10 protein-coding genes, 1 tRNA gene and 1 pseudogene are annotated in these 14,367 nt (G+C 35.7%); 5 read left to right on the plus strand and 7 right to left on the minus strand.

Annotated elements, in window-relative coordinates:
- The first annotated feature begins 377 nt into the window (after positions 1-377).
- Positions 378-453, plus strand: a tRNA-Lys gene (locus ACFINE_RS01445).
- 1,098 nt (positions 454-1,551) lie between these two features.
- Here ACFINE_RS01445 and ACFINE_RS01450 read toward each other — a convergent pair.
- The 4 genes from ACFINE_RS01450 to ACFINE_RS01465 all read right to left on the minus strand — a co-directional run bounded on the left by ACFINE_RS01450 (position 1,552) and on the right by ACFINE_RS01465 (position 7,354).
- On the minus strand, positions 1,552-2,505 hold the full coding sequence (locus ACFINE_RS01450) for a YbhN family protein (RefSeq protein ID WP_375613484.1): 954 nt from the start codon (positions 2,503-2,505) through the stop codon (positions 1,552-1,554).
- A 15-nt stretch (positions 2,506-2,520) separates the two neighbouring features.
- Positions 2,521-4,272: a YbaL family putative K(+) efflux transporter gene (ybaL, locus tag ACFINE_RS01455; RefSeq protein ID WP_375613485.1), complete on the minus strand. Its 1,752-nt coding sequence runs from the start codon at positions 4,270-4,272 to the stop codon at positions 2,521-2,523.
- A gap of 99 nt (positions 4,273-4,371) precedes the next feature.
- Positions 4,372-6,885: a protein translocase subunit SecD gene (secD, locus tag ACFINE_RS01460; RefSeq protein WP_375620802.1), complete on the minus strand. Its 2,514-nt coding sequence runs from the start codon at positions 6,883-6,885 to the stop codon at positions 4,372-4,374.
- Positions 6,886-6,976: 91 nt separating this feature from the next.
- A complete protein-coding gene (locus ACFINE_RS01465) occupies positions 6,977-7,354 on the minus strand; it encodes a hypothetical protein (protein WP_375613487.1) in 378 nt (125 codons plus the stop codon).
- A 180-nt stretch (positions 7,355-7,534) separates the two neighbouring features.
- Here ACFINE_RS01465 and ACFINE_RS01470 point away from each other — a divergent pair, with 180 nt between their 5' ends.
- The 4 genes from ACFINE_RS01470 to ACFINE_RS01485 all read left to right on the plus strand — a co-directional run bounded on the left by ACFINE_RS01470 (position 7,535) and on the right by ACFINE_RS01485 (position 13,392).
- On the plus strand, positions 7,535-9,910 hold the full coding sequence (locus ACFINE_RS01470; RefSeq protein ID WP_375613488.1) for a mechanosensitive ion channel domain-containing protein: 2,376 nt from the start codon (positions 7,535-7,537) through the stop codon (positions 9,908-9,910).
- On the plus strand, positions 9,904-10,176 hold the full coding sequence (locus ACFINE_RS01475; protein ID WP_375612155.1) for a hypothetical protein: 273 nt from the start codon (positions 9,904-9,906) through the stop codon (positions 10,174-10,176). Before ACFINE_RS01470 ends, ACFINE_RS01475 begins: the two co-directional genes overlap by 7 nt.
- Positions 10,177-10,737: 561 nt before the next feature.
- Positions 10,738-11,679, plus strand: a complete 942-nt coding sequence (locus ACFINE_RS01480; protein WP_375620803.1) for an outer membrane protein — start codon at positions 10,738-10,740, stop codon at positions 11,677-11,679.
- A 543-nt stretch (positions 11,680-12,222) separates the two neighbouring features.
- Positions 12,223-13,392 (plus strand): tyrosine-type recombinase/integrase, encoded by a 1,170-nt coding sequence (locus tag ACFINE_RS01485; protein WP_375620804.1) that lies wholly within the window; start codon positions 12,223-12,225, stop codon positions 13,390-13,392.
- Between the two features lie 173 nt (positions 13,393-13,565).
- On the opposite strand, the gene ACFINE_RS01490 is transcribed toward ACFINE_RS01485, so the two are convergent.
- The 3 genes and pseudogenes from ACFINE_RS01490 to ACFINE_RS01500 all read right to left on the minus strand — a co-directional run.
- A complete protein-coding gene (locus tag ACFINE_RS01490; RefSeq protein WP_375620805.1) occupies positions 13,566-13,778 on the minus strand; it encodes a hypothetical protein in 213 nt (70 codons plus the stop codon).
- 131 nt (positions 13,779-13,909) lie between these two features.
- Entirely contained in the window at positions 13,910-14,137 is a 228-nt protein-coding gene (locus tag ACFINE_RS01495) for a hypothetical protein (protein WP_375620806.1), read from the minus strand.
- A pseudogene (locus ACFINE_RS01500) lies at positions 14,134-14,367 on the minus strand (lysozyme); the annotation flags it as partial. The gene ACFINE_RS01495 and the pseudogene ACFINE_RS01500, both read right to left, overlap by 4 nt.

Raw genomic sequence — 14,367 nt, forward strand, 5'->3', positions numbered from 1 at the left:
TTGTATATTGGATCATGAACATTGAATGTAAAAAAACTTATATTCAAAGAAAAAAACAGCACAATATTGCTTGAATGCATGTGATTGTTGATAAAACAAAATGATGCCCCATCCCGCTTACAACCACAAGAAGGTTCTTCTAATTTTCGCTCGGGCATTATGCTCGATAATCCTCTAACTATAGGTTCTGTATAACAATCAGAACATTTATTTATAAAGCTTCTTATAATGAGTTTATTTTTATATAAGATCAAGTGGTGAATATCATATTTTTAACCTTACAGACAATGAGTTCATATAACAAACAACAAAATATCTAGACATCCACTCTTAGGAGCGTTATAGAAACGCTCATTCTCATTTTTTGAGAAACTTATGGGTGATTAGCTCAGTCGGTAGAGCAGCTGACTCTTAATCAGCGGGTCGTGGGTTCGATCCCCTCATCACCCACCATTTGGTTTTATACCGTAAATAACTTATTGATTGCGTAATTTTTTTAAGGTACGATTTTCTAAATAAAATTGGGCAGTAGGATTTCCCCATATCTGTTTGTTTAAAAGTGAAGATTGTTGATATAGCTTAGTCATCGGTTTTTGTACTTTTTAGGGGACTCAAAGAACTTCCAAAGGACATTTAAAGATCTTTTAATGCGTATTGTTTCTTTTTTTAAGTTGCAATTGGTAAGGAGAAGCTTCTTACCGACAATTGTGTTATTTAAAGGGGTATAAAAATCAACAGTTTTCACTTCTTTTAATATAAATTGATTAAATTTTTTTGGATTTTTAGCATATTGTTTAAAGACAGAAGAAACTTTACACTTTAGTTGTGTCAGCAGCGTGGATATTTTTTGATAACTCTCCCGCTTAAACAAAAAACTTCTGTAATAATCATCAGTATTCCAAGAGGGTAAATCAAGATAAAATAAAGTAGTTAGCTGGACATACAAGTAATAAAATTAGATCAGTTTAATTGTTTAAAGCTAATACCTGTTAAACGAAAGACAATAAACTTTAATGAGGCTTAAAGTTTTAAAATATTAAGCTGTGTGGTTACGCTATGCTGTCTTTCCGTTAGCTAAACCTCTAAAAATATAAATATTAAGAAAGCCACTCAGATTCATTATAATATATTGATTTATAAAGAATTGATTATTCTTTATTTAAAAAAACTTTACTATCATAAACTTCTTTTGTTTCAATCCCTCTTATAATGAATTAATTAAAATCATTCATTTTTGCATCATAAATGGGATTAACGTGTGGATAAAGACTATTGAAGAAAGGCATAAAAATAATTCTTATTAATGTTCTTAAGTGCTAAAAGTTATCATAACATTGGAAAAATAGTATAATGGCGCAGGCTTGCTCTTTTATTAAGTATAAAGATGATGGTGCAACAATAGCTTTACTATTATACCATTTACGGGTATTGTTGTGTAATGGAGAAGAGCGTTGAGAGAGGTTTCTTAAAAAAGATATGTAAATTGGCAACACGATGGTGTTTTGTTCTTTTATAGGTACATAAAAAAAGAAGTCATTGATAGCCTTTTATTTATTCAGGTGGTGTTTTGGGGGCTCTTTTCCAATATTGTTGCGCCTCAAAAATGACGACCACAAATAATGAAAGGATAAGCGGTATAATCAAATAAAACATTCTAAAGACAATAAGTGCTGCAATAACATCGGTTGGATTTATATTGGGCATGCCTGTTATGAAGAGAGCTTCAAGAACTCCTACTCCTCCTGCTGGAGCATTAGAGAGAAGAGTTATCGTAAAAGATGCTAGGAAAACACCAAGAACAGAGATAAAATGAATATCTGCGTTATGTGGGAGAACAGCATATATAATTCCTGCTGCTCCTAAAAGCTCTAGAGGGCTAATGAGAAGCTGTTGAATAACAATTTTCAGCCGGGGATAGGAGAGTTGAATTTTTTTACCCAAGCGTAAGGGTTTTAACTGAAGCCAGCTGCCAAACGTATAAAGTGCTATACAGCTGAGTAAAATTGCTCCAGCCGTTGTTCCGAGCCATTCAGGAAGTTCTTTATGAATGAGGGTGATAATTTCGGGTTGCAGCACCAAAACGATTCCCAAAAGTAAGATTGTGCCGATTACAAAAGTAAAAGAGCAAAAACCTACTAATATTGCGATTTCTGTTCCGTTTAATCCTTTCATTTTATAGGCGCGATAGCGTACAACGGCACCAGAAAAAACTGAAGCACCGATATTGTGTGAAAGAGCGTAGGTTGTAAATGAACATATAGCGATAAAAATCCAAGAAATTTTATGGCCTAGATGTTGCAAGGCAATTCGATCATATCCAGCAAGAGCAGCATAAGCTAGGAGAGAACATAAACAGGCTAATAACCAGTGCTGTGCATTTAAATTGCTCAAGCGCTCCAATACATCCCCAAATGAAATGGCAGAGAGCTTCATGTAAAGAATTCGAATAGATACCAGCATTGCTAAGATACCAATCAATGGCCATATAAATTGCTTTATTTTCACGATTCTGTATCCATTTTATGTTTTCTGTAAATTTTCATGATTGAGCATATTCCTTACAGATCTTCGTTCTGTTATATACTCTATAATGCCATTGGCAATTTCTTCATCATCTGTTACTACAACATCAGCACCTAAATCAATGAGATATGTTGTTTCTGTGTCGGATAATGCATGTGTGATTATCTGGATATCTTTCTTCATATCACGGATATTCACGATACATTCTCCTACTTCAATGGTACTTCGCATTGTAATAACAACTTTATGTGCATTATTTATATTTGCTGCGTTCATTATTTCTTGTTGAATGATATTGCCGCAAATAGCCTCAAAGCCATCTGCAATCGCTTTATCAGAGAGGCGTTTTGATTCTTCTACGATCACTATAGGTTCACCTCTATTTATTAAAGATAATGCAACACACTTACCGATACGACTATAGCCAATAATTACGATATGGTTGTTTTTTAAGGTCATCGGTAAAAAATCTTGGTCAGGATCTTGTGGATCAATATCAATAATTGTTTGGGTATTTTGTGAAGATGCAGAATTTTTTTCTAGACGTTTTTTAATTTTATTACAGGCAATGAAAACAAGAGGATTGAGCAAAATAGAAAAAATTGCTCCTCCAAGAATTAAATCATGAGCGTCATTGTTTAAAAGTCCTAAGCTTAAACTTAAACCAGCAAGGATAAAGGAAAATTCTCCGATTTGGGCAAGGCTTGCAGAAATAGTCAAAGCTGTTGCATTAGAATAGCGAAAAGCTTTAACGATGAAAAAGGCAACAGCAGATTTTCCGATTACGATAATGAATAAGGTTGCTAAGAGAGGGAAAAAATGAGTTAAGAGTTTCTCGGGGTCAAATAACATGCCTACAGAAACAAAAAAGAGAACAGAAAAAGCATCGCGCAGTGGTAAAGATTCTTCCGCGGCACGGTGGCTTAATTCTGATTCGCTCATGACCATACCAGCAAAAAAAGCACCAAGAGAAAGAGAAACTCCAAATAAATGAGCGGCTCCGAAAGCTACTCCTAATGCAATAGCAAAGACGCTAAGACGAAATAATTCACGTGATCCCGATTGTGCGCTCATTTTTAAAAGCCATGGGATAACGCGTCGCCCAATGACGAGCATAAGTGCAATAAATACAATTACCTTCAGGATGGTGAGACCAAAAATACCCCAAATACTTAAATCCAACCATTGAACAAGAGGATCCAACGCTTCTTTTTTGGTATTGCTGAGGGCACTTGCCAAGGAAGGGATGAGGACAAGTATAAGGACCATTGCTAAATCCTCAATAATCAACCATCCAACGGCAATGCGTCCTTTTTCTGTTTCAATAAGATGACGCTCTTGCAAAGCACGTAGCAGGATAACGGTACTTGCTATGGATAAAGCAAGACCGAAGATCAAACTACCACTAAAGCCCCATCCCATAATCAGACCAAGGCACAAACCTAGAAAAGTAGAAAATGCCATTTGTGCAATAGCAGCGGGGACAGCAATAGCTTTGACAGATAAAAGGTCTTTTAATGAAAAGTGGAGCCCAACACCAAACATCAGCAAAATAATACCAATTTCAGCAAGTTGATTAATGATGACGGAATCTATTTTAAATCCGCCTGTATTGGGTCCCACAATAACACCAGCTAACAAATAGCCTACAAGGGGTGAAATACGTAAACGGCTAGCAATCATTCCCAAGAGAAATGCTAAACATAAGCCTGCAACAATAGTTGTGATAAGTGGTGTGTCGTGGAGCATGGATTATTTACTATTCTTGATCAAAAAGCGAATGAATGAAAACGACTATATTTCTATGAGAAGAGAGGCGAGATGTACCATACGCATTAAAGGGCATTTTTATTTCACTTTGATATTTGCACGATTATTTCGCTCACGCCACCAATTTCCTAGCAGGAGTAAAATAGGAGCAGCAATAAAGATAGAGGATGATGTTGCAATAATAATCCCAAAGACCATGGGTAATGCAAAATTATGAACAGCACTTCCACCCCATATCGCCATGGGGAGCATCGCAAGAATTGTTGTGGCTGATGTAAAAAAACAACGTACAAGAACCTGATTAATTGACAGATCAATCAGCTCGCGCAACGGCATTTTTTTATAAAGACGCATATTTTCGCGCATCCTATCATAGACGACAACTTTATCATTTATAGAATATCCAACAATTGTTAAGAGTGCGGCGATAGCCGTTAAATTAAAATCAAATTGAAATAAAGCAAAAAAGCCAATCATTTTTGTGGTGTCTAGAATGAGAGTGATAATTGCTCCAATGGCAAAGAACCACTCGAAGCGTAACCATATATAGAGAGACATGGCAATAGCCGCAAGAATAACAGCAGTAAAAGCAGCTGTGGCAAGCTCACCTGAAATTTTGGGACCAACAACTTCTATTTGATCGAATGTGGTATCGGGATAGATATTTTGTACAGCTGTTTTGACCTTATCAATGGCGGTGGTTTGTTGTGCTTCGCCACCGCTTTGTTTCTGCATGCGAATTAATACGGTATTTTCGTTATCAATATTTTGCAAGGTAACTTCACCAATATTAAGAGTAGAAAGCTTGGAACGCAGAGTTGCTAGATCTGCTGGTCCTTTCGTGGTAATACTCATTTGGCTTCCGCCAATGAAATCAATACCAAAATTCAATCCAGGCTTAAAAAAGAGAAAAACTGAAGCCATTGATAAAACAATTGAGACGCCAATACCAATGAAACGTGCTTTCATAAAGTGGAAAGTTGTGTTTTGTGGCATGATGTTGAAAGCAGAGTGAATATGCAATTTTTTAATTTTCCATTTACGAACGATCCAAATCATGATGATGCGTACAATGGTGATATTTGTAAACATGGAGATGATAATACCAAGCAACATTGTTACGGCAAAACCACGAACGGGACCGGTCCCGAACCAAAATAGTAAGACGGTCGCTATAATTGCTGTAACATTTGCATCAACAATGGTTGCAAAAGCGTGTTTAAATCCACGATCTAGGGCTGCAAAAGCACCCACACCTTTTCGACTTTCTTCACGGATACGTTCATTGATAAGGATATTAGCATCAACGGCAATACCGATGCCTAAAATAATACCAGCAATACCAGGCAGCGTAAGCGTAGCTCCCAAAAGACTCAGTGCAGCAAATGTTAAAATTGTGTGCAGAGCTAGTGCTATATTGGCAATTAATCCCCAAATACGATAGAGAAGAAAAATAAAAATTGCAACAAGAATAAAGCCAATTATGCCGGTGTAAAGTCCCATTTGGATAGCATCAGCACCAAGATTTGGACCTACGGTTCTCTCTTCAATGACCGTGAGTGGTGCGGGGAGGGAACCAGCACGAAGCAGAGCAGCCAGAGTTGAGGCTTCTTTGGGGTCAAAGTTTCCTGTAATTTGACCTTGTCCATTGGGAATGACGCTATTGATGGTCGGAGCGGTTAAAACTTTATTATCCAGAACAATGGCAAAAGGACGGTTAATATTTTGTCGTGTTATATCGGCAAATATTTTTGCACCAGCGGAATCTAGCGTAAATGAAATAATGGAACGTCCTGGTATTTGGGGGTCAAAACCTGCACGGGCATCTTTCAGGACATTTCCATCTAAAGCAATTTGATCATAAATTGCATAATGTTGTGTTGCATCAGTGTATCCAGGGAGAATAGAAACACCTATAGGGGGGTTATTGGGGTCCACATTAGAAGGAACAAGATGAAAACTCATCTTAGCGGTTGTTCCTAAAAGATCACGCAGTTGTTTTGGATCTTGTAGTCCAGGCAATTGGACCATAATACGATCATTTCCGACCTTTTGGATGGCTGGTTCTGAAACACCAACTTGATCTATACGACGACGGATGATTTCTAAGCTTTGTTCAATAGCATTGCTGACACGGTCTTTTATACCAGCTTCTGTTAATGTGACGCGGAGAGTTTCATTTTGAGCACTGATCGTGATGTTATGTTCTGTTGTGCCAAAGCTACTGTGTATGGGGGTTATTAATGTTTTCAAAGCAGAGAGTGCTTTTTCAGTTTGCGATGGGTCAGAAATAAGGGCAATAACGCTATCTTCAACGATACGCACACTTGAGGTGCGGATTTGTTTTTCACGCAATACATTGCGCACATTGCTTAAAACTATATGTAACTGATCGCGTTTTAACGTTTTGCTATCAACCTCGAGCAGGAGAGAAGAGCCTCCTTGAAGGTCAAGACCAAGTGCTACACGGGTGTCGGGTAAGAATTTCGAGTTTTTAACTTGTTCGTGTGAAAATAAATTGGGTAAGGCAACATAAATGCTGCTTAAAAGAATAAAACAATAAAGGGTAGTTAACCAACCAGGTGTACGCATGATATATTCCGTAAATAGGCAATCTAACAGTTATTCAAAGTTAAAAGCACAAGTAAAATAAGATGATCGTTTTTATATTCAAGGAAGAGAATTAAGTATGTTCATTGGGAGGAGCGCGTTTATTTGAGAAATATTGTGTTTTAACGTTGCGAAATCGTGTGTCAACAGCTGGAATCTTTATTAAAAAGAAATCCAATGTTAGGATTTTTTGAAAGGTCCTCATAAAAATAGATTCTGTATGGAGTGTTACAAGTTTTTTGTTTTCAGTTGTGGTAACATTCACCTGATCACACTTATGATGTAAATCAAATCTATTCGTTTTAATGACATTATTGGTGTGTGATTGTTTGATTAAATAAGCACGCGTTTCTAGGTTGCTCGTCAAGAATACACCTAAACTGGATAGAAAAATCCAGGTTGTCAAAGGAAGAAAATCTTCTTTTTTGCAATAAAGGTGCAAAAAAAACATGCTAGAGTGCCTTCTTTAATCTTATTGAGTTCAGCTTATTTATCATTCTTTTATCTTATTACCAGTATTATAGGATAAGGGAAAGCTTTTATAAGATTATTCTATAAAAGTTGAAAATATCTACTTTATACCATATTTAAAAGAGAAAAATAAAATCCCTTTTGTGCTCATAAGGTAGATATGTATTCATTTTGTAGAAAAAACATCCACATACTTTTCCTTCTTTTGGGGATTATCTTTGTATTTAATTCTGGTGCATGGGGTAATAGGGGGGCACAAAATACAATTGTCGAACAAACGATAGCTTCTTATTCAGTTGATGAAATTATTCTGCAACAACAGTTGATTATTAAGACTCTTGAAGAAAATACTGAAACTTTAAAAAGAGATTTTGACAGAAAGCCAGAAGATGAGCGTGCTTTAGAAGAATTACGGTTACGTGCACAAGATATCAGTGAACGTGCTATTGAGGCAGCATTTGTTTTGCGTCCTCCTCTTAATGAGATTAATACACTTCTTGATCAATTAATGGAGCTCCATCGTGACGTGAAAAAACTGAAAAGCTCTGTGAAGGAATATTCCTATTTGATAGAGCAAAAAGCTAAAATTAACAGTATCATGCTTCGTTTTGAAGCAATTTTCTTAGCGGCAAATAGAATAGCTGAACTTTCTATTTCTCAATCTCGGGAGCTTTTTAAACGCACGCTTACGTATAGGCTTGAGTTTTCGATTCCGATGGTTAAACATCTCGTCCAAAAAACAAAAGAGGCTTCATCAGATTTTCTTGTGTTGTTAAATTCTTGGTGGAATTTTATATTTTACTTCAAGTTTTTACAACTATTTCTTTGCTTTTTAATTCCACTTTTTATTACTTTGGGACTTTCGTATTTTTCTCAAAAAGTTCTTGTTCATGTGTATTGCCACTTTACGAAGTCTAATGAGGAAATATCTTATTTACAACGCTTATTGATCGCCTTTATTTCAGTTCTCTTACCTTCACTTGTATGTATTCTTTGCGTTTATCTTGTGTTGTTTTTGTTTCGTAGTTTTAACTTAGATCTAGGTAAGCTTACAACAGTTTTTGATATGATAGGTTGTCAAATTATTTTATTATTTTTAATCAATCGATTAGCGGTTGTTCTTCTATCATCGAATAGGCCCCATGTAGGTCTTCTCAAGATTACATCATCGTCTGCTTATCAATTAGTGATTTTACTCACTTCTTTAGGGGGTATTTTGGCATTTGACGCTGTTCTTGATAGTATTTATCAAATCATTTCAGCGCCTCTATCTTTAACAATTGCTAAAAGTTTTATTGCTGTTTTTCTTGTAGCGATATTGCTATTTATAATATCATTTGTACCTTTGCGGTTTAGACGTAGGCGTGTTCAAGAAGAAAAAAAAGAGCCATACTTTTGGCCATTTTATATACGCATTCCTCTTATTGGCTTGGGGTTACTGCTCTTTGTATTGAATTTTTTAGGTTACGTTGGACTTGCGCGTTTTATTACGCAGCAAATTATGATTGATGGAGCATTTTTAGTTCTCATGTATTTAGGAATACAAAGCGCTCAAGCACTTGGAACTAAAGACCAATTTATGAAAACAACGGTTGGTCATCTTTTGATGCAGAGGTTTCATTTAGAAGAAAAAACGATGAATCAATTGGGAGTTTTTGTGAGCGTTTTTCTCAATTTATTTGTTGTTATATTTTGTGCAATGCCAATTGCTGTACAGTTTGGATTTTCCTATTCTGATTTAAAAGCAGTTTTGTGGCAATCGGTGACCGGTTTTCAGATTGGAAATATTAGTCTTTCTTTGATTTCTCTTGTAACAGGAATTATTTCTTTTTGTGTTTGCTGGTTTCTTATTCGCCGATTTATTGGTTGGTTAGATAATGTGGTGTTGGTTCATGGAGAGTTCGATTCTGGTATACGTAATTCTATCAAAACAGTGATAAGTTATGGAGGCGTTGTTGTATCTTCTTTGACCGGATTATCAATGGCAGGTTTGGATCTTAGAAATTTCGCTCTTATTGCTGGAGGACTTTCACTTGGTATAGGTTTTGGTTTACAGAATATTGTCCAAAACTTTGTCTCTGGACTTATTATTTTAGTTGGAAGACCATTTAAAATAGGGGACTATATAGAATCTGGATCAGTAGGGGGTGTTGTTAAGCGTATTAGTGTGCGTGCAACGGAACTTGAGACAATTCAGCGTAAGACGATTATTATTCCCAATTCAAGCCTTATTAATAACAACGTTAGTAATTGGACACGACGTAATAAAGTAGGACGAATTGATATACCAGTTACTGTATCATCTAAGGTTGCTCCAGAGCATGTTGCTGAAATTTTGTTAGAGATTGCTTCTGCGACAGAAGGCGTTTTAAAAAATCCTATCCCACAGGTGAGTTTTACAGCATTTGATCGTAAGAGTTTTTCCTTTAATTTGGCTATTTATGTGCCTAATATTACCTCATCTTCTCATGTAACCAATGCTCTTCGATTTAGCCTATATAAGCGTTTTGCTGAGGAAGGAATCTTAGAATGCTGAAATATACTTATATTTTGATTACAGTTATTCTATTAAGTATTTTTACCATAACAGCTTTTGCTGCAACAGTGAAGAATACTGATTTAAAGATACAATCTCTTATTGTTGTTGAAGGAAGTATACCTTCAAAAATTTCTTTAAATACTCATCAAACAATTACAATTTGTATGAAGGGATGTTTTATAACTTTTCCTAATAAAGACCGTTTTGCAATAAAGGCAGATGATAATATAGAAATCAGTAGGGGAAGAGCAATTTTTAAATAAAATGATTGAGAATTTTTGTTTGGGGACAAGATTTAGAAGGATAATGATATTGTGTGTAATTAATAATCTCATCCTTTAGAAAATGGTAAAAAAAAGGTATGATTTTAGTATAAAATGGATGTTTTTTTATACTATGTAGAATCTACAGTATGCATTTTGGATGTAAGAATATTGAGGTATTTATAGTATTGTTAATGAACATCGATTTTCTAAAAATAATTACATCATTTTTAGAATTTTTTCATAAAAAAAGGCATAAAATATACTATTTTGTGATTTTTTTGCGGTAATTTTAATACAAAATGTTTTATATTTCCTCCTTTTGACAAGATAATATGTATTTTTATTAAATATTTATTATTTGAAGTAATCATTATTATAATATTTTAAAATTTATTTGATAATATTAAATTTTGATGTAATGATATATTAATATAGTAATAGATTTAAATGTAACTATAAAGGAGTACATGCGATTTTGCAGCATAAGATTTTATAAAACTTTGTTTTTCTAAATGTGATTTTTGATTATATTTAAATTTAGAAATGGGGTATAATTTTATGAATACAAAATTTATAACAGCATCTGTTTTTTCTTTGATTTCACCTTCTATAGTACAGGCTGCAGATGTGGTGGCTCACGAAGAGCCAGTACATGTTGCCTCAGAAGTTGTTGCTTCTTCACCTTTTTCTTGGGGAGGTGTTTATTTCGGGGGGCAAGTTGGTGGCTTTTCAAGTAAGATTTCTGCAACAGCGCCTGATGTTAATATTCCTCTCTATCCTGATGAGGGTAGTAAAAGTAAACCATGGATACCTGTCGAGAAACAGCATATGCCCGATCTTTCTGGGTTTATAGGTGGTTTTTATGCGGGTGTTAATTTTGATCTCGGTAATAATTTTATTATGGGGATTGATACGGATATCATTTTAACGGAAAAAAAGGATACAAAAACAAGATTTCATGCAGATGAATCGAGTGCTGGTGGAACTGAAGGATTGGGCACTGAAGGATCGGGTACTGAAGGAACGGGTACTGATACTGAGGAATTAGGTACAGAAGAAAAAAGTCGAAAAAAGGCAAAAATTGTCAGGAGAAAAGGTAGAGGCTTTTCTCGCTCTTCTGCAGAGGATAAAGAAGAGAAAGGCAGTTTAACGTTTAATCATACGTTAAAACAAAAATGGACAGGTGCTACACGGGTGCGTGTTGGGTTTTCTACGGGGCGTGTGATGCCTTATATTGCTGGTGGTGTTGCTTATGGACAGTTTCAGGATATTTTGTCGACAGTAATTACGGGAGGTGAGCCATTTAATAGGACATCGGATGTAACAAAAACGATGATTGGTTATACTCTCGGTGGTGGTGTTGATTTTGCAATGACAGATCATCTTGTTGTGCGTGCGGAATATCGTTACTCAGATTTTGGTAAAAGGAAATTCAAAGACGAGATTGAAGTTAAGTATAAGACGAATGATTTTCGCGCAGGAATAGCTTACAAATTCTAATTTTGTAGGATAAAGGAGCTTAAATTTAAGAGGTCCTATTTCTTTGATAGGGCCTTTATTTTTTAATTTTATGCATTGTAAACACTATTTTATGGTGAAAAAAGGGGGGCTTTGACTTTGAGTGAGAATGAGGAGGTAAGGAAGAGTTACTCAGAGTCTTAATTGTTAAGAATAAAAAATTTTTAGTTCACGAGGTGTGGTTGAAACATTTGTTGGCAAAGAAGGATTGCTTCGTCTTTCATATTATTACAGTTATCACTTTATAATACCGTTATAGAGTTGCAAACAGTAAACTTAAAGAGAGTTTTTACTATCTAAGTAATGAGAAAATAAAGAAAATTCACATAGAGTGGTGCGGACGGCGTGCACCTATTTTTTCTTTATTTAGAATTCTCTACGCTATCACCTGATTGCGCGTTTTACTTTTTTCTATATTTATAACTAACTGTTTTTATTTGATTTTATTTATAAAATTGCCTTTTGTATATAATCTTGCTATCAAATAAAATCGCTCCAAGTGCGATTCAAAAGGTGGTTCAGAAGGTGGTTAGCAGAACGAGAACACGTGATAGACTGTCTGTCTTATCTGTAAAAAATCTATCTAAAGGAAAATATGCTGATGGAGCTGGGCTATGGCTTATCAAAACAGCCCAAAATCAAGGGCGTTGGATTTTTCGATTTGATTTCAATAAAAAACGTCGTGAAATGGGATTAGGCTCTTGTAGCGTTGTATCTTTGAAAGAAGCGAGGCTTAAAGCTACAGCTTGCCGTGACCTTTTGCACCAAGGTATTGACCCGATTCGTAAAAGGAAAAATGAAAAATTACGGCAGGCAGTTGATAGTATTTCTTTACAAAAAATAGTTTTAAGTGCTTTTGAAGCCAAAAAAAGCGAATTGAAAAATGAAGGTAAAGCAGCAAGGTGGTTAGCACCTCTTACATTGCATGTTTTTCCTAAACTTGGGGATATAGCAATTACTGAATTAACGCAATTTGATATAAAAGAGTGTTTGTTGCCTATTTGGAAAACAAAAAATGAAACAGCGAGCAAGGCTTTATCACGTTTGAATATTGCTATAAAACATGCCGCAGCACGTGGTATAGATGTGGACATGCAATTGGTACCAAAAGCAAAAGCTTTATTGGGAAAATTTATTCAAAATGTTCAAAATATTCCTGCTATGCCATGGCAGGAAGTTCCGGCATTTTATCAAAGCTTGGATGATAAGATTCTTTCAAATTTAGCACTGAAGTTATTGATTTTGACAGGCGCACGGTCATATCCATTGCGCTATTTGCGTCTTGAACAAATTGACAAAAATATATGGACGATACCAAAAGAAAACATGAAAGGTATTGTAGGGAAAGTTTCAGACTTTCGCGTGCCACTAAGTGATGAAGCTTTGAGAGTTATTGAAAAAACTCTCCCCTTTGAAAAGAATGGTTTTCTCTTTTCTGGTCGTAGAGGCAACCCCATTTCTGATGCTACCATGGCAAAATATATGACAATTTGCGGCTTAACCTATCGTCCCCATGGTTTTCGTTCAAGCTTACGGGACTGGATAGCAGAGACAACGTCAACACCATTTGAGATTGCCGAAACTGTTCTTGCACATACAGTTGGGAGTTCAGTGACGAAAGCCTACATGCGAACGGATTTTTTAGAACAGCGACATGTTCTCTTGGAACAGTGGGCTTCATTTATAACAGGATAGAATTTTTACAATTACCTCTGCAGTGTTTTTAGCTATTTTGAAGAGAAATTTGATATGTCCAATTCTGTGAAAATAACAGTTTTAAATGTGTAAAGCTATTATTGATAGTCTCCATGAGACGAGCAAATTTAAGAATCCATTTTCTAAAGAATTTCGCGCGTCTCAGAGTATGTTTAGAGTCGGATATTTGGTTTTTGTGTAAAAATACTTACAAACGCATCCATAATACGTGAAAAATCAAGCGCTAATAAGAGTATAATGAGTACAATCCATTTCGTATAACGAGACATCACTTTTACACTTTTGTAGGTCATGATGATTTCTTGAAGTATTTCTTTTTCTGCTTCTGTAAGCTCTGTATCGTCTTGTGTTTTTTTTCTAGCCATGTTTCCACCCACACAAGCGTTCACCTAGATTATTGTGCTTTAAGATCTCTCTTGCTAAGTTTGAACTGATGGCGTTCAGATCTTGCCGGCTTAAATAAATTGGCAACCAGCCAACACAAGAAGAAGCGTATTTATTTGTTGCGCAACCAGTCAGAGAGAGCAGTACGCACATCAGCATCACTTTTTTGATTAACTTCACTTTCCACCTCCAGACGTGTTGTGGCTGCTTTTAAAGCTTTTTCTGTTTGCTTTTGTTGCTCTGCTTTTTTCCCAAGAGTAAAAGCTCTTGCTAATGCAATAAAAAAAGCGGCTAAAGCCGCGCCTGTTAGCATCAGATTTCTTTTCATCCATAAGATCATAGACGATGCTCCTGAAAGCGTTTAGCAACAAAGAAAATACCAGCACATGCGGCTAAAATCATAATGGTTGCCAAAGCCCATTGGATTGGTCCATTTCCTGCTAACAAACCACCAAGCCGAGAAAAAGAGCCAATAATCGGTGCAAGTGCTTCTGCTTTGAAAACCCCCGTTGGTGCTTGCGTTTCTACTGTTTGATAATTGGAGGAAACAAAAGCCCCTTTCGCCCATAA

The organism is Bartonella sp. AA97HXZ, from assembly GCF_042196985.1.
Classification (GTDB): Bacteria; Pseudomonadota; Alphaproteobacteria; order Rhizobiales; family Rhizobiaceae; genus Bartonella.